At 58.4% G+C, this 21,375-nt stretch carries 18 protein-coding genes; 6 read left to right on the forward strand and 12 right to left on the reverse strand.

From position 1 onward, the window contains the following. Positions 1 to 14 precede the first annotated feature (14 nt). Together ilvN and ACP15L_RS02355 are read left to right on the forward strand one after the other, a co-directional pair. On the forward strand, positions 15 to 575 hold the full coding sequence (gene ilvN / locus ACP15L_RS02350) for an acetolactate synthase small subunit (RefSeq protein ID WP_170373979.1): 561 nt from the start codon (positions 15 to 17) through the stop codon (positions 573 to 575). Positions 576 to 855: 280 nt separating this feature from the next. Continuing rightward, complete coding sequence (locus ACP15L_RS02355; protein WP_425082979.1) at positions 856 to 1,557, forward strand: helix-turn-helix domain-containing protein; 702 nt, start codon at positions 856 to 858, stop codon at positions 1,555 to 1,557. On the opposite strand, the gene ACP15L_RS02360 is transcribed toward ACP15L_RS02355, so the two are convergent. From ACP15L_RS02360 to ACP15L_RS02385, 6 genes are all read right to left on the reverse strand, one after another. Further along, positions 1,554 to 2,327: a DUF2189 domain-containing protein gene (locus ACP15L_RS02360; RefSeq protein WP_425082980.1), complete on the reverse strand. Its 774-nt coding sequence runs from the start codon at positions 2,325 to 2,327 to the stop codon at positions 1,554 to 1,556. The genes ACP15L_RS02355 and ACP15L_RS02360 overlap by 4 nt on opposite strands. A gap of 23 nt (positions 2,328 to 2,350) precedes the next feature. Beyond that, positions 2,351 to 3,751 carry an amidase gene (locus ACP15L_RS02365; RefSeq protein ID WP_425082981.1) on the reverse strand — a complete coding sequence of 467 codons (1,401 nt, stop codon included), beginning with the start codon at positions 3,749 to 3,751 and terminating at the stop codon, positions 2,351 to 2,353. A 190-nt stretch (positions 3,752 to 3,941) separates the two neighbouring features. Then, complete coding sequence (gene prfB / locus ACP15L_RS02370; RefSeq protein WP_425082982.1) at positions 3,942 to 5,066, reverse strand: peptide chain release factor 2; 1,125 nt, start codon at positions 5,064 to 5,066, stop codon at positions 3,942 to 3,944. 112 nt (positions 5,067 to 5,178) lie between these two features. After that, positions 5,179 to 7,668, reverse strand: a complete 2,490-nt coding sequence (locus ACP15L_RS02375; RefSeq protein WP_425082983.1) for a penicillin-binding protein 1A — start codon at positions 7,666 to 7,668, stop codon at positions 5,179 to 5,181. A gap of 94 nt (positions 7,669 to 7,762) precedes the next feature. Further along, on the reverse strand, positions 7,763 to 8,983 hold the full coding sequence (locus tag ACP15L_RS02380; protein ID WP_425082984.1) for an N-acetylmuramoyl-L-alanine amidase: 1,221 nt from the start codon (positions 8,981 to 8,983) through the stop codon (positions 7,763 to 7,765). A 66-nt stretch (positions 8,984 to 9,049) separates the two neighbouring features. Continuing rightward, on the reverse strand, positions 9,050 to 10,210 hold the full coding sequence (locus ACP15L_RS02385) for a pyridoxal phosphate-dependent aminotransferase (RefSeq protein ID WP_425082985.1): 1,161 nt from the start codon (positions 10,208 to 10,210) through the stop codon (positions 9,050 to 9,052). On the opposite strand from ACP15L_RS02385, the gene ACP15L_RS02390 reads away from it, so the two are divergent. Beyond that, positions 10,209 to 11,591 (forward strand): M48 family metalloprotease, encoded by a 1,383-nt coding sequence (locus ACP15L_RS02390; RefSeq protein WP_425082986.1) that lies wholly within the window; start codon positions 10,209 to 10,211, stop codon positions 11,589 to 11,591. The genes ACP15L_RS02385 and ACP15L_RS02390 overlap by 2 nt on opposite strands. Continuing rightward, positions 11,588 to 12,346: a DsbA family protein gene (locus ACP15L_RS02395; RefSeq protein ID WP_425082987.1), complete on the forward strand. Its 759-nt coding sequence runs from the start codon at positions 11,588 to 11,590 to the stop codon at positions 12,344 to 12,346. The genes ACP15L_RS02390 and ACP15L_RS02395 overlap by 4 nt, the downstream gene beginning before the upstream one ends. Before the next feature lie 219 nt (positions 12,347 to 12,565). Here the strand turns inward: ACP15L_RS02395 and ACP15L_RS02400 are convergent, their stop codons facing one another. The 4 genes from ACP15L_RS02400 to hemA form a co-directional block, all read right to left on the reverse strand. Then, positions 12,566 to 12,931 (reverse strand): hypothetical protein, encoded by a 366-nt coding sequence (locus ACP15L_RS02400; RefSeq protein WP_425082988.1) that lies wholly within the window; start codon positions 12,929 to 12,931, stop codon positions 12,566 to 12,568. Between the two features lie 158 nt (positions 12,932 to 13,089). After that, positions 13,090 to 14,199: a flavodoxin-dependent (E)-4-hydroxy-3-methylbut-2-enyl-diphosphate synthase gene (gene ispG, locus ACP15L_RS02405; RefSeq protein WP_425082989.1), complete on the reverse strand. Its 1,110-nt coding sequence runs from the start codon at positions 14,197 to 14,199 to the stop codon at positions 13,090 to 13,092. A gap of 70 nt (positions 14,200 to 14,269) precedes the next feature. Beyond that, the gene (locus ACP15L_RS02410) at positions 14,270 to 15,466 is read right to left on the reverse strand and encodes a helix-turn-helix domain-containing protein (RefSeq protein ID WP_425082990.1); all 1,197 of its coding nucleotides are present in this window, start codon (positions 15,464 to 15,466) and stop codon (positions 14,270 to 14,272) included. Between the two features lie 129 nt (positions 15,467 to 15,595). After that, positions 15,596 to 16,819: a 5-aminolevulinate synthase gene (gene hemA / locus ACP15L_RS02415; RefSeq protein ID WP_170660136.1), complete on the reverse strand. Its 1,224-nt coding sequence runs from the start codon at positions 16,817 to 16,819 to the stop codon at positions 15,596 to 15,598. Positions 16,820 to 17,147: 328 nt separating this feature from the next. On the opposite strand from hemA, the gene ACP15L_RS02420 reads away from it, so the two are divergent. Next, the gene (locus ACP15L_RS02420) at positions 17,148 to 18,533 is read left to right on the forward strand and encodes a dipeptidase (protein ID WP_425082991.1); all 1,386 of its coding nucleotides are present in this window, start codon (positions 17,148 to 17,150) and stop codon (positions 18,531 to 18,533) included. 136 nt (positions 18,534 to 18,669) lie between these two features. On the opposite strand, the gene lpdA is transcribed toward ACP15L_RS02420, so the two are convergent. Continuing rightward, the gene (lpdA, locus tag ACP15L_RS02425; RefSeq protein WP_425082992.1) at positions 18,670 to 20,064 is read right to left on the reverse strand and encodes a dihydrolipoyl dehydrogenase; all 1,395 of its coding nucleotides are present in this window, start codon (positions 20,062 to 20,064) and stop codon (positions 18,670 to 18,672) included. Positions 20,065 to 20,280: 216 nt separating this feature from the next. On the opposite strand from lpdA, the gene ACP15L_RS02430 reads away from it, so the two are divergent. Continuing rightward, positions 20,281 to 20,715 carry a hypothetical protein gene (locus ACP15L_RS02430; protein WP_425082993.1) on the forward strand — a complete coding sequence of 145 codons (435 nt, stop codon included), beginning with the start codon at positions 20,281 to 20,283 and terminating at the stop codon, positions 20,713 to 20,715. On the opposite strand, the gene ACP15L_RS02435 is transcribed toward ACP15L_RS02430, so the two are convergent. Continuing rightward, entirely contained in the window at positions 20,712 to 21,290 is a 579-nt protein-coding gene (locus tag ACP15L_RS02435; protein ID WP_425082994.1) for a DUF924 family protein, read from the reverse strand. The two genes, ACP15L_RS02430 and ACP15L_RS02435, sit on opposite strands and share 4 nt — an antisense overlap. Positions 21,291 to 21,375 lie beyond the last annotated feature (85 nt).

Below are 21,375 nucleotides of genomic sequence, written 5' to 3' on the forward strand. Positions count from 1 at the left end.
TGAAAGGGACGTAAATGTCTGCCCTACATATCAAAAAAGGCTCTACCCGCCATTCGGCCTATAACCTACGCCCGACCTTTTCGGACGTGCAGGAGCGCCACACGATCGCGGTTCTGGTCGAGAACGAACCGGGCGTTCTGGCCCGCGTGATCGGCCTGTTCTCGGGCCGTGGTTATAACATCGAAAGCCTGACCGTGGCCGAGGTCGACCACACCGGGCATCTCAGCCGCATCACCATCGTGACCACCGGTACCCCGCAGGTGATCGAACAGATCAAGACACAGCTGGGCCGCATCGTACCGGTTCACGAGGTCCACGACCTGACAGTTGAAGGCCCTTCGGTCGAGCGGGAACTGGCGATCATCAAGGTCGTTGGCGAAGGTGACAAGCGGGTCGAGGCGCTGCGTCTGGCCGATATCTTCCGCGCCAATGTGGTCGACAGCACGTTGAACTCGTTCATTTTCGAGATCACGGGCGCCCCCGACAAGATCGATGCTTTTGCCGACCTCATGCGCCCGTTGGGGCTCGTCGAGATCGCCAGAACCGGCGTGGCCGCCCTTTTGCGCGGCGACTGACAATTGCAAGGTCCCGGCAGGGCATCCCCGGGACCTTTCGCTTTTCACGACAAGTATCTATTTGATACTTTGCGCAAAAAAGCCTGCAAATTAACCGTAAAGATCACCCCCAACAGACAAATACCTATTGCCTTTACCCTACGTCCGACTAGCATCTCAGGTGCAACGCGGCGTGGGGAAACGTTGCTTTGGGGTCATCTTTACGATTTCGGTCACACATCCGGTCTGCCGATCTGCACCGCTGTTTTCACGACTGAAACCGCCGATGCAGGGGGAACCGATGCCAGAGGATACGCGCAGCCCGGACGAACTTCGCGCCATGTTCGGCGCAAACCTCAGACGCTTGGCGCGAAACTACCCATCGATTTCTGCATTGTGCCGCGAACTGGGAATCAACCGTACTCAATTCAACAGATATCTTGCGGGCGAGAGCTTTCCACGCGCGGATGTTCTGGACCGGATGTGTCGCTTCTTTGATGTGGATGCCCGTATCGTTCTCACCCCGCTTGACGACATCCCGGATGCCAATACGCATCATGTGAACGCCACTCTGACGCAATTCCTCGGCTCGGGCGCTCAGGCCACCCACGACTGCACCTTTCCGCCAGGGTTTTATGCGGCGACGGACACCCGAACGTCCATCGTTTTGCACGCCAAACGGCTGCCGCAATGCACGTTGATACGCGGCTTCACACCGCGCAGCGTCATGCCCGGCAGCCCATCAATGGCACGAGAGGTGCGCGGTATAGCGAGCTGTTCCGGCGATTATGTCTACATGCTGATTTCCGGTCGTAACGGCCAAAACAGCCGGGTCTATGTGGTCAGCAAGAAAGATACCCTCTGGCAAGGTACAAGCTACACGCGCCCGGACAAAGACGACGCGCGCCCCGTGACCCTGACCCGTCTGGGGCAGGATGCAACAGATGCGCTTGGTGCCGCGCGCAAGCTGATAAGGGCCCACAGGCCCGACGAACGACGCTAGCTCGGGCCATCCTCGCAGATCAGGCGATACAGGTGCCAGCTTGCATGGCCTAAAAGCGGCAGCACCAGCAGCAGTCCCAAGAACCACGGCACCATCGCGACAAACGTCAGCACGGCGATGAAAATGCCCCACCCGATCATGACTGGAAAGTTGTCCCTTACGTAGGAGAAACTTGCGATCATTGCCGTCACAAAATCCAGCTCGCGGTCCAACAGCATCGGGATGGACAGCACGGTGATCATGTAGAGGATAGTGGCAAAGACAGCCCCGACGGCCGACCCTACGGCCAGCATCATCAACCCGTTTGCCGTCAGATACACTTCGAGCGACGAGGATACGTTCGTCAGCGTCGACAGCCCCATGAACAGGGCAAAGATCATATGGCCCAGAAAGAACCAAAACAGAAACATCACCACGATGATCGCGCAGATTGAGGGCAACTGGCGACGGCTCTGTTGCAGCACGACCCCGAATATCGCTTTAAAATCAAGATCCTCCCCGGCCTCCAGGCGGCGCGACACCTCATACAGCCCGACCGCTGCAAACGGTCCGATCAGAGGGAACCCGATCGCGGCGAGGACCAGCCAATAGCTTGTTCCCGACTGGAGTGTCACCCAGGCGATCGTCCAGCCCGCCAGCACATAAAACCCCGCAAATATCAAGCCGAACAGCGGCGCCCTGCGGAGGTCAACCCACGCCCGCCGCATCGCCTGTTTGAGCATCCCACTGTCAACAGGGCGCATCTGAGGCGCTCCGAATGGTCTTTCCATCTGTTTCTCCTCCCCGTCTGGCCCTATCTCATCGCGGGCCTTTTCTGCGGCCATGTCGTTGCGTCATGATACGCGGCACCCATGGACAGTAGCCGCGCATCCGACCCCTTGGGCCCAAATAGCTGAAAGCCCATTGGCAGGCCTTCCGCTCCGAACCCGGCAGGCGCAGCAAGACAGGGCAAGCCAATCAGGCTGACCGGCACTGTCACCTGCATCCAGCGATGATAGGTATCCATCGCCCGCCCCATGATCTCACGCGGATACGGCGTCTCGATATCGAAGGGCCAGACCTGTGCGGCCGGCAAAACCAAAGCATCGTACTCCTGAAACAGTTCAGCCGCCCGTCGGAACCACTCCGAACGGGTAACACTGGCCTCATGCACCTGCATCGCTGATAGCATCAGGCCCCGCTCCAACTCCCACTGCGCGCTGTCCTTCAAGGCCTCTGATTTGCCCTGCAACGGCTGCAATCCCGCCGCCACCGCCCAGGACCGCAGGGTAACCCAACTGCCCCACATCTTCTCGGCATCAAAGGGTGGAGGCACATCTTCGACCACTGCGCCTTTATCTTCGAAAACGCGAAGGGCATCGTGGCAAAGGGCCAGAACGCTGTCCTCAATCGGAAACGCACCGCCCCAATCTCCCAACCAACCAATCCGAACCCCGCGAAGATCAACCTCTTGAACGGGGCTCACACGCCTGGCATCGGCGACCAAAGGTGACCGTGGATCAGCGCCCGAGATCACGTCGAGCAATAGCCCCAAATCCTCAGGGCTGCGCGCCATCGGTCCCAGGGTCGACAACTGATGCAGAAACTCGTCCCCAATAGGTTCCGACGGTACCCGCCCCCAGCTGGGGCGAAATCCGTAGACGTTGTTCCATGCGGCCGGGTTGCGCAGGCTTCCCATCATATCCGAGCCATCGGCCAACGCGACCATCCCAGTCGCCAACGCAACCGCCGCGCCACCAGACGACCCCCCACAGGTACGCACGCCGTCATAGGGGTTCCGGGTCGCGCCATAGACCGGGTTGAACGTGTGCGAGCCAAGCCCAAACTCGGGCGTGTTCGTCTTACCAATCAAAATCGCCCCCGCCGCGCGCATCCGCGCTGCAATCAGATCGTCCTGTTCGGGCACAAAATCGCGAAACAGCGGCGATCCCTGCGATGACACTATCCCGGCGACATTAACCAGATCCTTCACCGCAATCGGCAACCCGTGCAGTGGTCCCCGCTTCGGACCCGCATCCAGTGCCGCCGCCTCGGCCATCAGATCATCCGCGTCGCGCAGGGCCACAATCGCATTGACCGCTCCATTTACGGCCCCAATACGCTCCAGCGTCGCAGCCATCACCTCGACCGATGAAACAGCACCAGATGACAGCTGATCGACCAGCGCCTTTGCGGAAAGCTGAGTGATATCCATCCGGGTTTCAATCACCTCGATCTGTTTGGTTCAAATCCAGCCTAGCCGCGCACCCCGACCAATAAAACCCATTGTTTAAATACATCTTTTCCCGAATGGCTAAGCACCACCCGGATCCCCTTCATCTGGCTAAAAATATCTCGGGGGACTCGCGGCTTGCCGCGGCGGGGGCAGCGCCCCCTACCCAGACTTAGTCGCCCTGCGCCTCGGACCGGCTTTTGCCCGCCACGTTCAACGCCAGCGTCGCCGCCATGAACCCATCCAGATCTCCGTCCAAAACACCTTTGGTATCCGAAGTCTCATGATTGGTCCGCAGATCCTTCACCATCTGATAAGGCTGCAAGACGTAAGACCGGATCTGGTTGCCCCAGCCCGCATCACCCTTGGCCTCATGCGCCGCGTTGATATCGGCGTTCCGACGTTCCAGCTCTTGCTGGTAAAGGCGTGATTTCAGCGCCTTCATGGCGATATCGCGGTTCTGGTGCTGCGACTTTTCGGATGAGGTCACTACGATCCCGGTCGGGATGTGCGTGATCCGCACCGCCGAGTCCGTGGTGTTCACGTGCTGACCACCCGCGCCCGAGGACCGATAGGTATCAATCCGAATATCGGCTGGGTTCACCTCAATCTCGATATTGTCGTCGACTACGGGGTAAACCCAGACCGAACTGAACGAGGTATGCCGCTTGGCCGCCGAGTCATAAGGCGAGATCCGCACCAGACGATGCACGCCGCTTTCCGATTTCAGCCAGCCATAGGCATTGTGACCCGAAATCTTGTAGGCCGCCGACTTGATCCCGGCTTCTTCACCCGCTGTTTCGGATTGCAGCTCGACCGTATAGCCCTTCTTTTCCGCCCAACGCACATACATCCGCGCCAGCATCGAGGCCCAGTCACAGCTCTCGGTCCCACCCGCGCCCGAGTTGATCTCGAGGAAGGTATCGTTGCTGTCAGCCTCGCCGTCCAGCAGAGCCTCCAGCTCTTTCTTGGCGGCTTTGTCCTTCAGAGACTTGATCGAGGCTTCGGCGTCCTGAACAACCTCTTCATCCTCTTCCATCTCGCCCAGCTCGATCAGCTCGATATTGTCGCTGAGATCGGTTTTGATGGACTCGTAGGTCTCGATCGCGTCGACCAGCATCTGCCGTTCGCGCATCAGTTTCTGTGCGTTCTCGGGGCTGTCCCATAGGTTCGGATCCTCGACTCGCGCATTGAATTCCTCAAGCCGATGGGGCGCGGTTTCATAGTCCATACGCTGCGCCAGCAGCTCTAGCGACTTTTCGATTTCCGCCACGATATTCTGGGTTTCGGCGCGCATGGTCTTGCCCCAACTTGGTCAAACAGGACTGCGTGATAGCAAGAGCAGAAGGCCACCACAAGACGGGCCAGACGGGATTGCACGTCTGGCCGTCAGAGATTTTGCAAAGCGATCAGTAAAGGCCGCCGGTACTCAAATCCCCTTGCGAAGCTTTGGGGCCAACAGTGACGGTGCTACCGGTCGAGGTTTGGACTTGAACGCCTGCGCGTTGCGCTTCTTCGAACAGCGGAAGGTCCGATCCGATGGCAAAGCCGCCGTCATAAACGCGGTCGATAAACCCATCCACACCATCACGGAAGAACTCGGCCACGACATATTCTCCGGATGCGTCATCAGGCAGGCGCGCGCCGCTGAAACGGTCGATCTTGATGAAGTGACCGCCCTCGGGCACCTCGAACGGACCACCGCCGTATTTCTCAACGGCTTTTTCCATGAAGCTCTGGAAGACCGGCCCGCACATGGTGCCACCATAAGCCCCCCGGCCCATCGGACGCGGACGGTCATAACCGATATAGCAACCGGCCACGATGTTCGAGGTGAAGCCGATGAACCACGCATCCTTGGATTCGTTGGTCGTTCCGGTCTTGCCCGCCGTCGGCACCGGCAGGTTGACATAGCGCGACGCTGTCCCGCGATCCACAACACCCTTCATCATCGAGGTCAGCTGATAGGCGGTAATCGCATCCATGACCTGCGAGCGGTTGGTCTCGATGGTCGGCGACTCGTTTGGCTCCAACCAGGTCGAGTTGCAATCGAGGCACTGGCGATCGTCATGGCGATAGATTGTCTTGCCAAAGCGGTCCTGAATCCGATCGACCAGAGTAGGTTCGACCCGCTCACCGCCATTTGCGAACATCGCGTAGGCCGCAACCATTTTATACAGTGTGGTTTCTTCGGACCCGAGCGAGTTGGCCAAGAACGCACCCATCCGTTCATAGACACCAAACCGTTCCGCATAACCCGCAACGACGGGCATCGTGACCTCTTGCGCCAGACGGATGGTCATCAGGTTCCGCGACTGTTCGATCCCGGTGCGCAGCGGTGTCGGGCCGTAGAACTTGTTCGACGAGTTCTTGGGGCGCCACAGGCCCTGCGGTGTATTCACCTCAATCGGCGCGTCCACAACGATCGTCGCCGGGCTATAGCCACTGTCGAGCGCGGCGGCGTAAACGAACGGCTTGAATGAAGACCCCGGCTGGCGCTGCGCCTGCGTGGCGCGGTTGAACACGGTATCTTGATACGAGAACCCGCCCTGCATCGCCAGAACACGGCCCGAGTTCACGTCCATCGCGACAAAGCCACCCTGCACTTCGGGCACCTGACGGGCGGACCATTGGCCCTCTTCCCCGGCCATGACAAGGATCACGTCGCCACGTTTGAAATTGTCGAAGAAGTTGCCCTGCATCCACTTGATGTCAGAGCGAGGAATGGTGCCATCGGCGGGGCCATCCTCGATTCCGACGGTCAATTGTTGCTCAGCCACATCCAGCACAACGGCCGGGTACCACTGGGTCGGCAGGACGACGTCACGGGGGATCTCCATCTGCGCCAGCGCATCGCGCCATTGGGCTTCATCCGCCAACTGTTCTTCGGCGATCACCTCGCCCGTGCCACGCCATCTACCGCGTGACAGGTCGTATTTCTGCAATGCCTCACGCAGCGCACGCGCGGCCTCGACCTGCATCTCTTCGTCGACCGAAGCGCGTACGGTGAAACCGCCGGTAAAGAACTCGCCCTCGCCGAAGTCTTCGCTCAGCTGACGGCGGATTTCATCAGTGAAGTAATCGCGCGGCGGCAATGCAGTCCGGAAGCTTTCGAAATCCCCGTTCTGGACCGAACGCAGTGGCATCTCGACCTCAGCCTCGTAAGTCGCCTGATCAATATAACCGTTCTGGTTCATCTCGCGCAGAACATAGTTGCGGCGGGCCAGCAGGCGTTCCTTTTGACGGACCGGGTGATAGTCCGACGGTGCCTTGGGCATCGCGGCCAGCATCGCGGCCTCATGCGGGACCAGTTCCTGCAGGGTCTTGTTGAAATAAGTCTGCGCCGCAGCGGTCACACCATATGAGTTCTGACCCAGAAAGATCTCGTTCATGTAAAGCTCTAGGATCTGTTCCTTGTCGAGCGTGTCCTCAAGCCGGGTGGCAAGGATGATTTCCTTGATCTTGCGCTCGGCCCGACGGTCGCCTGACAGCAGGAAGTTCTTCATCACCTGCTGCGTGATGGTCGAGGCACCACGTACGGTTTCACCCTTGGTGCGCACTGCCTCGACACCCGCGGCGATGATGCCGCGCGGGTCATAGCCCTGGTGGGTATAGAAATTCTTGTCTTCCGCCGAGATGAAGGCCTGTTTCACCAGATCGGGGATTTCCTCGGACGGGGTGAACAGACGGCGTTCCTGGGCAAATTCGTCAATCAGCTGACCTTCGCCGGAATAGATCCGGCTGATCGTGGGAGGCTTGTACTGTGCAAGCGACTCGTGGCTGGGCAGGTCGCGACCATACATCCAAAAGACCGCGCCGATAACCAGCGCAACCATGAAGATACCCAAAGTCACGAGGCTGAAAACTGCCCCGAAAATCGATAGAATGAACCGGATCACGTCACTGCCTTTTTTTCGCGCTGCCGCCTATATAGGGATGCCAAGCCCGAGGGTCAAAACCACAAGCGCATTCTAGCCGTTTTGCGTCGTCAGGTCACTGTCCAATCAGGGACCGCCTGATCACATCTTGCTGCCGCCAGTCCTCGAGCCCCTGATAAATCCCCAGCGCCATTTTGGCGCGCCATTCGGGATCTTTGATGTTTTTCAAGTCTCTGGGGCTGGAAAGAAACCCAATTTCGACCAGAACGGACGGTATGTCTGCCGCCTTCAGCACCGAAAACGATGCGGTGCGCAGGGGTTTACGATTCATCGGCCCGCCCTGTTGCGCCATGCCATTGGCAATCGCGCCAGCAAGTGATGTGGTGCGGGGTTTGGTCTCCTGCCGCGCCATATCCAGCAGCACATCGGTGACCTGATCATCTGCCCCGTTCAGATCGACCCCAGACAAAATATCGCCCCGATCATGGCGCTCGGCCAGTTTGACGCTGGCCACGTCCGAGGCATCCTCGGACAAGGTATAGACCGCCGCGCCGTGGGCCTGCCCGTCGGAGAGGGAATCGGCATGCAGCGAGATAAACACATCTGCACCCGCCCTGTGTGCCAGAGCGATACGACGCTCTAGTGAGACGAACTGATCCTCGACCCGCGTCAGCACCACCTCGTAACCACCTGACCTTAATAGTAATTCACGTAGTTCACGCGCGAAGGTCAGCATCATGGTTTTCTCGTCAATGCCACCGAATTCGGCGCCCGGGTCGATACCGCCATGGCCGGGGTCCAGCATCACCCGCATGACCTGCGCCACATTGCGCGGGACCTCGGATGTGGTGACGGCGGGTTCTGGAAGATCCCAGCCGTGGTTCTGCGGCACGCCAGCGGACGCGTTGAACGTGTCAAAATCGGTACCGACCAATTGAAGGGTCAACAGCGCCGCGCCCGAGGCCTCATCCAAACGCAACTCGGCCGTGTCCACCGCCATAGGCGCGCCCAGTTCCAGCACCATACGGGACCAGCCGGGGACATAGGCCCCGAACTGCACGCCACTGATCCGATCGGTTTGTAGGAAGTCGTCGGCGTTTAGGCCGGTCCAGTCGACCTCCTGAAAGTCGAGAACCATGCGGTAGGGATCGCGCAGCGTGAAGATACGGTAAGGCACACCCTGACTAACGCCAAGATCGACCTGAACCGCCATGCGACCAGAATCGATGATGCGGCTTTGGTCCGGCTGCACGCGCGCCAACGCAGTGAAGTCCTGCGCCAATGCGGCATTGGACAGCGCCCAGATCAGCGCGATGCAATAGAAAGTCCTGCTCATGGCCTCAAGTTTTCCCGAGATCGTTTGAGCGTGACCCTAGCGCATCCGCCCCCTCTTGTGAACGCTTTACACCGGCTGCAACGCGCCGCGTTCGGCCATGAAGCTGCGCAGACGCTCTAACCCGTCCTGAATATCGGCAGTGGCCCTTGCGTAGGAGAATCGCAGGGTCGTATGTCCGCGCTCGGGATCGAAATCCAAACCGGGCGTGACGGCGACTCCGGCCTGTTCTAGAATCTCGGCGGCAAAGGCGCGACTGTCGTCGGTCAGGTCAGAGACATCGGCATAGACGTAAAACGCCCCGTCAGGTGGCGCGATATTCGTGAAACCGGCTTTTGGCAGCCCTTCGAGCATCAGCTCACGGTTGCGGCGGTAAACATCGAGATTGGCCTGCAGCTCTTCGTCGCAATCCATCGCGGCCAAGGCGGCTACCTGGCTGGCATGGGGGGCGCAGATGAACATGTTCTGAGCGATCCGCTCGACCACGCGGACCTGATCCTCGGGAACTACCATCCAACCAACACGCCAACCTGTCATCGAGAAATACTTCGAGAAGGAATTGATCACATAGCACTCATCCGTCAGCTCCAACGCAGTGACGGCTTTGGCCTCATATTCCAACCCGTGGTAGATTTCGTCACTGATGAAAGAGGCACTCTGAGCCTGCGCGGCGTCGATCAACGCGCCCATCGACGCGCGATCCAACATGGTGCCGGTTGGATTGGCGGGTGACGCGACCATCAGGCCCTGAAGATCAAGCCCGGCGAAATCTGAAGGCACCGGTTGCAGCCGATTCTCGGGCAAAGTCGGCAGATCGACGGGCACCAATCCAAGCGCCTTGAGGATCTGACGGTAGGACGGATAGCCCGGCGCACCGATCCCCACGCGATCCCCGCTGTCGAACAGCGCGGTAAAGGCAAGCAAGAACCCGCCGGAAGACCCCGGCGTCACCACCACCCTTTCGGGGTTCAGATCGACATTGTACCACTCGCCATACATCTGTGCGATACGCTTGCGCAGAGCGGGCAGTCCAAGCGCGACGGTATAACCCAATGAGCCTTGTTCCATTGCTTTGGCCAATGCCGCAGTCGCGCCTTTCGGGGCGCCGGTTCCGGGCTGGCCGACCTCCATATGAACGATGTGGCGTCCGGCCTCTTCGGCTTTGCGTGCGGCCTCCATCACGTCCATCACAATAAACGGATCGACCCCGGACCGGGTTGAGTTTCTCATGCCCATCTCCCATGTTGCAGCCATGGCTTTTGAACGCGTATCCCGGCTGGCGTCAATCCCAGCCCTGATACTTGCGGCTGTCATCTGGCTGACGGCGGCAGCGCAGAGCCACGCCCAAAGCCTGATCCGCGACCCCGATATCGAGTTCGGCCTGCGCGAACTGGCCTTTCCGGTGCTGCGTGCCGCCGGGCTAAGCACCAATCAGGTGCGTATTCTGGTGGTCAACGACAACACCTTCAACGCCTTCGTGATCGACTACAACGCGATCTACCTGAACTACGGCCTGATCCTGTCAGTCGACAGCCCCGAAATGCTGCAAGCCGTCATCGCCCACGAGGCCGCCCATATCGCCAACGGTCATCTGGCCCGCCGTCACCAAAACCTGCAGGACGCACAGAGCAAGGCAAACCTTGGCACAGCGCTTGCCCTTATCACTGCCGCCGCGGGCGCTCGGGAAGCCGCTGCAGGACTTGCAGTTGGCACGCAAGGCGCTGCCATTCGTGGCTTTCTGGGGCACACGCGGGCCGAGGAAGCCTCAGCCGATCGCAGCGCAGCCAGCTATCTAAGGTGGGCCGGAATCTCACCCAAGGGAATGGTCGCAATCCACCGCAAATTCGCAGGTCAGGAATTGCTGAGCACGGCCAATCAGGACCTCTACATGCGCTCTCACCCCACCAGCCGGGATCGTCTGCGCGCGGCTGAGGCGTTTCTGGACGAATTCGGCGATCGAACCCAACCCAATGAAAGCGCCGATTACTGGTTTGCGCGGGTCAAGGGTAAGCTCTCGGCCTTTTTGCGCTCTCCGAGTTGGACAATGCGCCGCGCGAAAGAGGAAACGGCCCACGACATCCGAATGATGCGCGAGGCGTCGGCCCATCACCAGAACCGCGATCTGGCCCGTGCGCGCGCAGCGATAGATGAAGCCTTGAAAATTCGGCCCGAGGACCCCTTCTACTACGAACTGAAAGGACAAATTCTTCTGGAAAACAGGCAATTATCCGAGGCTGTTAATGCATATGCCCAAGCGGTTGAAATGGCGCCGCACGATGCGTTGATCCTTGCCGGGTACGGACGAGCGCTGCTGCTACAAGGCCAGACCGACACGGCGTTGGAAGCGCTTGAGAAAGCCCGCGCCCGCGACTACCGCAACGCGCGGCTGATGCGAGATTTGGGAGTGGCCTATTACAAGGTCGGCAACAACGGGATGGCCTCGACCGTCACCGCAGAACGATACGCATTGCAGGGCCGACTGGCCGATGCAGGCATTCACGCAAGACGGGCCATCGGGCAACTTCCCGAAGGCTCACCGGGTTGGCAAAGGGCACAAGATGTGTTGATTGCCTCGAAACGCGCAGAGAAAGCGAAAAGGAAAAGCAAATGATCCTAAAACATGCAGCCACCGCCCTTTTGGGGCTTTCCCTGATATCGACTTCGGCGCAGGCGCTGGACCTGAACGCGCTCAGCGATGCCGAAAAGGCCGAGTTCGGAGCGCAGGTGCGCGAGTATCTGCTGGAAAACCCAGAAGTGATCATCGAAGCGATCACAATCCTAGAGGAGCGCAACGCTGCGACTCAGGAACAGGCAGATCGCGATCTGGTCGCCTCGAACGCGGATGAGCTGTTCAATGACGGCTATAGCTGGGTGGGTGGCAACCCGGATGGCGACATCACCTTGGTTGAGTTCATGGACTACCGCTGCGGCTATTGCCGCCGTGCCGTGCCTGAGGTGGCTAGCCTGTTGGCCGAAGACGGCAATATCCGTCTTGTGATCAAAGAGTTCCCGATTTTGGGCGATGCCTCGGTTCTGTCATCGCGTTTTGCCGTGGCGACCAAACATGTCGCCGGGGATGACGCCTATAAGCAGGTCCACGACGCCCTTATGGAATTCAGCGGAGAACCCAGCGAAGTGACCCTGCGCCGCATCTCGGACGGGCTCGGACTGGACAGCGACGCGATCATCGCCGCGATGGACAGCAACCAGGTCACCGAAGAGATCACCCGCACCCGAGAGCTGGCACAACGCATGCAGATCACCGGCACGCCGTCCTTCGTTTTGGGCACCGAAATGCTGCGCGGCTTCCTACCTGCAGATCAGATGCAGCAGATCGCAGACGGCGTGCGAGCTGAACAAGGGTAAGTCTTTGGGGCGGCCCTGCCGCCCCATATGTACGGGCGCGACGCCTAGGGAAACACAAAAGATTTCAAAGCATTACTGCCGCAAAATTCGGCTTTGAGTCCAAAGCGGTCGGTGATCTGTCGTTGTAGAGTAGCCAATTGACAAAAGACTTCGTTGCAACGAAGCCGACCTATTTGATGAATGCATTTGCGCGAGGAGTGAATTAGACACTTAAACAGACTAATCGCACTCTTTGTCGGTTTCCGCCTTCAACTCCTTACAAGCCTCATCAATTTCCTCTTCCAAATCAGCACGAGCGTCGTCGGCCTCGTCCTCCAACTCATCACGAACTTCGTCAGCTTCGTCTTCCAATTCGTCACGGACTTCGTCGCCGACCTTCTCGCCTGCATCTTTCACAGCATCGCGCACTTCGCCGTCGATCCGGTCCCCGTCGACGCGATCGCCTCTGCTATCCACGCGATCTTGCGCTCTCTCCGCTCCTCGATCACCTACATCACGTGCTATGGCATCAACTGGAACATTGAAAAACACTGTCGTCAAAAGTACCGAACTAAAAAAGACATTTGTCAACTCACCAAGTTTCACTTGCTGTCCCTTCTTAAATCAGTACTGTCGCCATTCGTTTAGCGTAGCATCCTGTCAAAATTGCCAAATTGAGTAAAGTCACTCATTTGATTTACGCCTGTTAAGTCCTCAAAGCGTCGAAATCGAACTCAGCGCGTCACGTTTGTATTCTGCTGACGCTACTCCGCCGCATCCAGTTCAGAGGCCTTTTTCTCGACCTCTTCCACGATATGATCGATCATCTGATCGTTCGACATCTTATGGCTGGCTTTACCCGCCAGATAGACCATGCCCGACCCTGCTCCGCCGCCCGTGAAGCCAACATCGGTCATCAGCGCCTCGCCCGGTCCGTTGACCACGCAACCGATAATCGACAGGGACATCGGCGTTTTGATGTGTTCCAGGCGGTGCTCCAGCGCCTCGACGGTTTTGATCACGTCGAATCCCTGACGCGCGCAGGAGGGGCATGAGATGATGTTGACCCCGCGGTGGCGCAGGCCCAGGGATTTCAGGATTTCAAAACCAACCTTGACCTCTTCGACCGGGTCGGCGGACAGGCTGACGCGGATCGTATCTCCGATCCCCATCCACAGCAGGTTACCCAGCCCGATGGCGGATTTGATTGTGCCGCTGACCAACCCTCCGGCCTCGGTGATGCCAAGGTGTATGGGGGCATCCGTGGCCTCAGCAATGCCCTGATAGGCTGCAGCCGACAGGAACACATCGCTGGCCTTCACGCTGATCTTGAATTCGTGGAAATCATTGTCCTGCAGAATGCGGATATGTTCCAACCCGCTCTCGACCATCGCTTCGGGACAGGGTTCGCCATATTTCTCAAGCAGGTGCCGCTCTAACGAGCCTGCATTCACTCCGATCCGGATCGAGCAGTTGTGGTCCCTTGCGGCCTTGATGACCTCTTTCACGCGTTGTTCGTTGCCGATATTGCCCGGATTGATCCGCAGACAAGCCGCGCCAGCCTCGGCCGCTTCGATGCCACGGCGATAATGAAAGTGAATGTCGGCCACGATGGGAACCGGGCTTTCGCGCACAATCTCTTTCAGCGCCTTGGCCGAGTCCTCATCCGGGACAGAGACCCGCACGATATCGGCCCCGGCCTCAGCCGCCGCCTGAACCTGCGCGACCGTTGCTGCCACATCAGTGGTCAGGGTGTTGGTCATAGTCTGTACAGCGATCGGAGCATCGCCTCCGACCGGCACGTTGCCGACCATGATCTGACGGGATTTGCGGCGGTAGATATCGCGCCATGGACGTACGTGGTTGAGCGACATGAAGAGAGGTCCGCATCTGCCTAGGTTGCCTCATAGATAGTTCGGCAACCGTAGTTGAGCAATGGCTAGACTATTCGGCAGGATCGCCCGCTGCTTGCGTCTGAAGCTCGGCTACTAATTGCTTGAGGGCACTGTTCTGTTCAGCCTCAAGATCGGCGACGGCATAAGTCTCAGCCACTGCGTCCTTGGATAGGACGACGCCTTTCGCCACTGTACCCGGCGCACCGACCGGTCCGAAATGTTCACCATTCATCGAAAAGAACACAGAACCCGATGCCCCCGCCCTCAACAGCGGAGGTTCTTCGGTCAGGGGCACTTCGAACACGCTGCCCTGTTCTACCGTGCCGAGCGTACCTTCGAAGATCACGCTGCCATCGCCGGCGGTGACACGCATCCAAGCAGGGTTCACGGCAACAATCTTCAACGTCGTATCCAACTGCTCGACCACCTGCGGCAGGGCTGGGCGTTCAACTGTGTGCAATTCGGCCACCTGAACCTCGGGCAGTTCCGGCGGGCGGAATGTGCCAACGGTCCGCGGGTCAAGCGTGGAAATTGGAGCATCCCGCGCGACCATCACCGGAACATCCAGCGCTTGCGGGCGATAGAGGCGATCCAGCGCTTCGGTCGAAGCGGTCTCGACGGTCTCAGTGCTACGCGCCGCATCAAGGGGGTCGAGATCCGACAGAACCACGGGGGCTTGCTCAACCGGGCTGACCTGCACCTGCTGGATCTTGTTCAACACGGCCCAGCCGCCATAGCCAATACCGCCAATGACGGCCAGCAAGACCAGTGACGAGCCAATCGCGCGTGGTTCAACCTGACTGACGAAGGATTCTTTGCCAGGGATATACGGGGTGTTCGGAGACACAAACGGATCCCGCCCCATCGGGCCACGGGCCGGAAGATCTCCGGTCGGTTTGCGAACAACGGATGCTTCGGCGGACATGCCATGCGCGACCTCAAAGCCGCTCTCCTTGCAGAAAGCGGCAAAGGTCTCATCCGGGTTCATGCCTAGATACCGGGCGTAAGAACGCACATACCCGGCGATGAAGCCGGGTGTATCGAATGCATCAGGATCGGCGTTTTCAATGGCAGCGATGTAGTTGGCTTTGATCCGCAGCTCGCGCTGAACATCCAGAAGGGATTTGCCCATGGTGGCGCGTTCGCCGCGCATCTGATCACCAAGCCGTACTTCGTAGTCGTCAAACCCCTTCGGTCTGACTTCTAAACCTTCTTCGGAATCGCGCTGTGATCTGCGCCCAATCATTCCTGCCGCCCCATTTTGCCCGTCGCGTGTTTCACGCTAATGGCGAATCGTCCCCATAACGATTCGTCCACTTATTTTGTTAGCGTAAGCTTAACACGCGGCAAACACGTTGCACACTTTAGCGTGAGGTTAACCGGCAAGTTCGGCGCGATTTAGCGCACAATGTGACCAAAGTTCGTCCATCGCCTGAACCAGACGGTTCATCTCACCTGGTCCATGGACCGGAGATGGGGTGAAGCGCAGGCGCTCTGTACCACGTGGAACCGTCGGGAAATTGATCGGCTGCACATAGATACCGTGATCGTCCAGCAACCGGTCGCTCAGGATTTTGGTATGGACTGGGTTACCGACGATAACAGGCACGATGTGGCTGCCATGGTCGATCAGCGGCAGGCCCAAGCCTTTCAGACGCAGTTTCAGGATTTTGGCCTGTGTCTGATGCTGCTCGCGCAGTTCCGGTGTCACTTTCAGATGCGCGACCGAGGCCGCCGCACCAGCCGCAACAGCGGGCGGCAGAGAGGTGGTAAAGATGAACCCCGGCGCGTAGGAACGCACGGCGTCGCACATCTTTTCGCTGGCGGCGATATAGCCCCCCATAACGCCATAGGCTTTGGCCAGAGTGCCATTGATGATGTCGATGCGATGCGCCAGACGGTCACGCTCGGTCACACCACCACCGCGCGGGCCGTACATGCCAACCGCGTGGACCTCGTCGATATAGGTAAGCGCACCGAATTCATCTGCCAGATCGCAAATCTCTTCGATCGGGCCAAAATCGCCATCCATGGAGTAAACCGACTCAAATGCGATCAGCTTGGGGGCTTTGGGGTCGTCTGCTTCGAGCAGCTCACGCAGGTGGGCGACGTCATTGTGGCGGAAGATGCGCTTGGCGCCGCCATTGCGCCGCACGCCCTCGATCATCGAGGCATGGTTCAGCGCGTCCGAATAAATGATCAGACCGGGGAACAGTTTCGGCAAGGTCGAAAGCGTCGCGTCATTGGCGATGTAAGCGCTGGTGAACAGCAGGGCGGACTCTTTGCCGTGCAGATCGGCCAACTCAGCCTCAAGGCGCTTGTGATATACAGTCGTGCCCGAAATGTTGCGCGTCCCGCCCGACCCGGCGCCGGCCGCATCGACGGCTTCGTGCATTGCGTTCAGGACAACCGGGTGCTGGCCCATGCCAAGATAGTCATTGCCGCACCACACAGTAATGTTCTGTTGCGTTCCATCGGGACGGGTCCGAACGGCATGCGGGAAGTGCCCGTTGCGGCGTTCGATATCGATAAAGGTCCGGTAACGTCCTTCGTCATGCAGCCTGGCAATCGCTGAATCGAGCTGAGCAGTATAGTCCAACGGACCCTCCTTGATCGCCTCGGGCAAACCCCTCACCCAAAGCCTGTATTCCGCCACCCGAAAGGGCATCGCCCCTAAAGCAGCTTTGTGTTCGCACGTTCGACCTTATTAAAGCCGCTCGTTAGAACCCAACTTTGATTTGCATCAAATATAAGCTTCGTAGCCGCGCAGCAAGTAAACTTACGTCTAAATGACGCGGGGAAACGACGCAGGTACAGAAGCTTAACTTCGGCCACCCGCTACGGGGCGGTACTGCGCACTCTGCTCTGGACGGCAGCGCCAACGCTGATAGGGTTCGCGCAAATCATTCCCAAGCAGGAGCCCTGTTATGTCGCTAGACGCCGTGCTGAGCCGGATCGACTCTGATCTGCAAACCTCGATCGACCGCCTGATGGAGCTGTTGCGCATCCAATCGATCTCAACCGATCCCGCCTACAAAGCGGAAGTCGACAAGGCCGCCGACTGGCTAGTCTCGGACCTGCAGAGCATTGGTATTGCAGCAGAAAAGCGCGAAACACCAGGTCACCCTATGGTCGTGGGTCATGTGGGTGAGGGCAGCGAAGGCCCGCATGTGCTGTTCTACGGGCATTATGATGTGCAACCCGTCGACCCTCTGAACCTGTGGAACCGCGATCCGTTCGACCCCGCGATTGAAGACACTGAAAATGGACCCGTCATCCGTGGCCGCGGATCATCCGACGACAAGGGCCAGCTGATGACCTTTGTCGAGGCCTGCCGCGCCTGGAAATCTGTCCACGGCACCCTACCCTGCCGCATCACCTTTTTCTTTGAAGGTGAAGAGGAATCAGGCTCGCCCTCGCTGGTGCCGTTCCTCGAAGCGAATAAGGACGAATTGCAGGCCGATCTGGCCCTTGTTTGCGACACCTCAATGGTGTCACGCGGAGTGCCTTCCATCGCGTCGCAACTGCGCGGCATGCTGAAGGATGAGTTCACCATCATCGGCCCCCGCATCGACCTGCATTCCGGCCACTACGGCGGCCCCGGTCTGAACCCGCTGCGCGAATTGTCCAAAATCGTGGCTTCCTTCTATGACGATGAGACCGGACGGGTCGCTGTCGAAGGATTCTACGAAGGCGTTCACGAAGTCCCGGCAGATCAGCTGCGCCAGTGGGAAAACTGCGGTTTCGACGAAGCTGAATATCTGAACTCGGTGGGCTATAGCCAACCGCATGGCGAAAAAGGCTATTCCACGCTGGAACAGCAATGGGCACGCCCCACACTTGAGGTCAACGGCCTTTGGGGCGGCTACAATGGTGCCGGATCTAAAACGGTGATTCCGTCGGAAGCTCACTGCAAAATCACCTGCCGCCTTGTCGGCGACATGGACCCCGACGCCTTGCGCGACAAAATCCGCAAACACGTAGAAGAGCACCTGTCCCCGGATGCCAAAGTTGTCTGGGACAATGACCTCGAAGGGTCACCAGCCTCGGTCATGAACCTGGATCGCCCTGAATTCGAAGCGGCCCGCGCTGCGCTGTCTGACGAATGGGGCCGCGAGGCCGTGTTCACCGGAATGGGCGGCTCAATCCCGGTCGTTGGTTATTTCGACACCGTTCTGGGCCTGGATTCGATGCTGGTGGGTTACGCCAATGACGACGATGCCATCCACTCTCCGAACGAGAAATACGATGTCAAAAGTTTCCACAAGGGTATCCGCTCTTGGGCCCGTATTCTGGATGCTTTGAATTCATAGGAGTCTTTTGCGAGGCTCTGCCTCGCGCTCTGAGGTATTTTCGGCCAGATGAAGGACGGATCCCATGCTTCATCTGGCTCTAAATATCTCGAGGGAGTTGCGGCTTGCCGCGGCGGGGGCAGCGCCCCCTACCCCGTTACATATGGATCACGCGATCATACGCATCCAGAACGCTTTCATGCATCATTTCTGATAGCGTCGGATGCGGGAAGACCGTGTTCATCAGGTCTTCTTCCGTCGTCTCCAATTGACGACCGACCACGTAGCCCTGAATCAACTCGGTCACTTCCGCGCCGATCATATGCGCGCCCAGCAGTTCACCGGTCTTAGCGTCGAAGATCGTCTTGATCATGCCCTCAGGCTCTCCTAGTGCAATTGCCTTGCCATTGCCGATAAATGGGAAGCGGCCGACCTTGATCTCGTAGCCAAGCTCTTTGGCCTTGGCTTCGGTATAGCCGACCGAGGCCACTTGCGGATGACAGTAGGTGCAACCTGCAATGCTTTCGGGTTTGACCGGATGCGCATGTTTGCCTGCGATCAGGTCGGCCACCATGACGCCTTCGTGGCTGGCTTTATGAGCCAACCAAGGCGCGCCGGCGATATCGCCAATCGCATAGAGACCATCAACGCCGGTGCGGCAGAACTCATCCGTCACAACATGCGTACGGTCGATTTTCACGCCGAGTGCTTCCAGTCCCAGATTCTCGACATTGCCGACAATGCCAACGGCCGAGATTACCGTGTCGAACTCGTGCTTCTCGACCTTGCCTTTAACCTCGATATGCGCGGTGACCTTACCCTTGCCGCGATCAAGCTGCTTGACCATGGCCTTTTCCATGATGGTCATGCCCTGCTTGGTGAAAGCTTTCTTCGCGAAGTCGCTGATTTCAGCGTCTTCAACAGGAAGCACGCGGTCCATCACTTCAACCACGGTCGTATCCGCGCCCAGCGTGTTGTAGAAGCTGGCAAATTCGATGCCGATGGCGCCCGAGCCAATAACGAGCAGTTTCTTCGGCATCCGCGGCGGCTGCAGTGCGTGTTTATAGGTCCATACCAGATCGCCATCCGCTTCCAGCCCTGGAAGCTCACGTGCGCGTGCACCAGTGGCGAGGACGATGTTCTTGGCGGTCAGCTCTTCGGTGCCCTTCTCGGTTTTCACCGAAACTTTGCCCTTTGCGGTAATCGTCGCCTCGCCCATCACGACACTGACTTTGTTCTTCTTCAGCAAATGGCCGATCCCTCCCGACAATTGGCCAGCAACGCCACGTGAGCGTTTGACCACCGCGTCCAGATCATAGCCGAACTTGTCCGCCGTCAGACCAAAGTCCTTCGCGCGCTCCATCAGATGGAAAACCTCTGACGAGCGCAGCATTGCCTTGGTTGGAATGCAGCCCCAGTTCAGGCAGATGCCGCCCAGATGCTCTCGCTCGACCACGACGGTCTTGAGGCCCAGCTGCGCCGCGCGGATTGCGGCCACATAGCCGCCCGGACCAGCACCGATTACGATCAGATCAAAAGATTTTTCAGCCATGTGTCCCTCTCGGCCCAGGTCGGTTTGAAATTTAGTTTAGCATTAAACTATTTTTCACAGCGCATCAATATAGACATACCGCGACAAAAGCGACGCCGGTATGTAATGGTCGATACGTGCAGTTTTCAGCCTATACCCAAGCTTTTTCAAAGGCTAGAAAAGAACAGTCGGGGCCTCCACCCGTCTTATATTCACAAAGCATTCGAAAGACTTATCATGGCCAAGACCCTCAAAGACCTTCTCCTTGCACTTCTGAATGCAACGCTGATCCTAGTGGCGCTTTGCCTGTTTTTGGGCTGGAAACTGGCTTCGACGGTGGAGGACGTCACCTCGGGGCTGTCGGAAAAGCTGCAAGTTGTCGCCCCGTTGCGGGACGAGGCGCAGGGTATTCGCGAGCAGCTGTCCGGACTGCGCAGTGATTTGTCCCGCATTCAAGAGGACGGTCTGGTGAGCAACACCGTCGTTTCTCTGCGAATGTCCAATACGCTGGACAAGCTGGAAACGATAGAAACCAAGCTGCAGACCGTTCAGACCCGGTTTGCAGAGTTGGCTGAGTCACCTGACCAATTGATTGACCATGCAATTGAGACCTCGGCCGACGTGGTAGCCGACCGGATCATTGCTATCCGTGGATGCGGGCCCGAAAGTTAACCGGCAGCTTGCAACTCACGCACAGTGGCGCCATAGCCGCCCATGTCGACATAGGCGGTCTCATGCGCGGTTGGGGTGCGTGAAAGGGCTTCATTCCGATAGGGAAAGCGTCCGAATTTCCGGATCACCTCACGATGCGCGCGCGCGTGCAGCAGGTTGCTGGAATCCTCGCTATTGAGGTTCTGGCACATCAGACGCACGCAGCGTTCCTGATCACACAGGTTCTCGGAATGCATCATCGGCAGATAAAAGAACTGCCGCGCGGGTTCGTCGATTTTAAGATCCCAACCTTTATCCACAGCGCATTTCGCAGCGGCCAGAGCCGCCCGATCCGACGAAAAGGCCCGTGCCTCACCCCGGAACATGTTGCGCGGAAATTGGTCTGTGAGGATGATATAGGCCAGCGACCCGCTGGGATATGTCAGCCAGAGCGAAAACTTGCCCTCGGTCGCGGATTCCCAAGTGGTCAGGAAACGGTCGCGGATCTGCCGATCCAGCGCGTCGTCCTGCATGTACCACCCCTTGGGGCCGACCTCATCCAACCAAAAACTCAATACGTCTTCAGGACCAACCATTGCCCTTAACTCCGTGTGTTGCCCTCCCCAGGGACGTAAGGTCATTTAAGGCTGTTTTACAGATTTGTAACAGTAAAATATTACT

Origin of the sequence: Ruegeria profundi (genome assembly GCF_049800715.1) — a bacterium.
GTDB lineage: Bacteria > Pseudomonadota > Alphaproteobacteria > Rhodobacterales > Rhodobacteraceae > Ruegeria > Ruegeria profundi_A.

Bases quoted from the DNA above. Each gene is read 5' to 3' on its own strand.
- ilvN (WP_170373979.1), top strand. From the start codon at position 15: ATGTCTGCCCTACATATCAAAAAAGGCTCTACCCGCCATTCGGCCTAT.
- ACP15L_RS02355 (WP_425082979.1), top strand. From the start codon at position 856: ATGCCAGAGGATACGCGCAGCCCGGACGAACTTCGCGCCATGTTCGGC.
- ACP15L_RS02360 (WP_425082980.1), bottom strand. From the start codon at position 2,327: ATGGAAAGACCATTCGGAGCGCCTCAGATGCGCCCTGTTGACAGTGGG.
- ACP15L_RS02365 (WP_425082981.1), bottom strand. From the start codon at position 3,751: ATGGATATCACTCAGCTTTCCGCAAAGGCGCTGGTCGATCAGCTGTCA.
- prfB (WP_425082982.1), bottom strand. From the start codon at position 5,066: ATGCGCGCCGAAACCCAGAATATCGTGGCGGAAATCGAAAAGTCGCTA.
- ACP15L_RS02380 (WP_425082984.1), bottom strand. From the start codon at position 8,983: ATGAGCAGGACTTTCTATTGCATCGCGCTGATCTGGGCGCTGTCCAAT.
- ACP15L_RS02390 (WP_425082986.1), top strand. From the start codon at position 10,209: ATGCCCATCTCCCATGTTGCAGCCATGGCTTTTGAACGCGTATCCCGG.
- ACP15L_RS02385 (WP_425082985.1), bottom strand. From the start codon at position 10,210: ATGAGAAACTCAACCCGGTCCGGGGTCGATCCGTTTATTGTGATGGAC.
- ACP15L_RS02395 (WP_425082987.1), top strand. From the start codon at position 11,588: ATGATCCTAAAACATGCAGCCACCGCCCTTTTGGGGCTTTCCCTGATA.
- ispG (WP_425082989.1), bottom strand. From the start codon at position 14,199: ATGTCGCTCAACCACGTACGTCCATGGCGCGATATCTACCGCCGCAAA.
- ACP15L_RS02410 (WP_425082990.1), bottom strand. From the start codon at position 15,466: ATGATTGGGCGCAGATCACAGCGCGATTCCGAAGAAGGTTTAGAAGTC.
- ACP15L_RS02420 (WP_425082991.1), top strand. From the start codon at position 17,148: ATGTCGCTAGACGCCGTGCTGAGCCGGATCGACTCTGATCTGCAAACC.
- lpdA (WP_425082992.1), bottom strand. From the start codon at position 20,064: ATGGCTGAAAAATCTTTTGATCTGATCGTAATCGGTGCTGGTCCGGGC.
- ACP15L_RS02430 (WP_425082993.1), top strand. From the start codon at position 20,281: ATGGCCAAGACCCTCAAAGACCTTCTCCTTGCACTTCTGAATGCAACG.
- ACP15L_RS02435 (WP_425082994.1), bottom strand. From the start codon at position 21,290: ATGGTTGGTCCTGAAGACGTATTGAGTTTTTGGTTGGATGAGGTCGGC.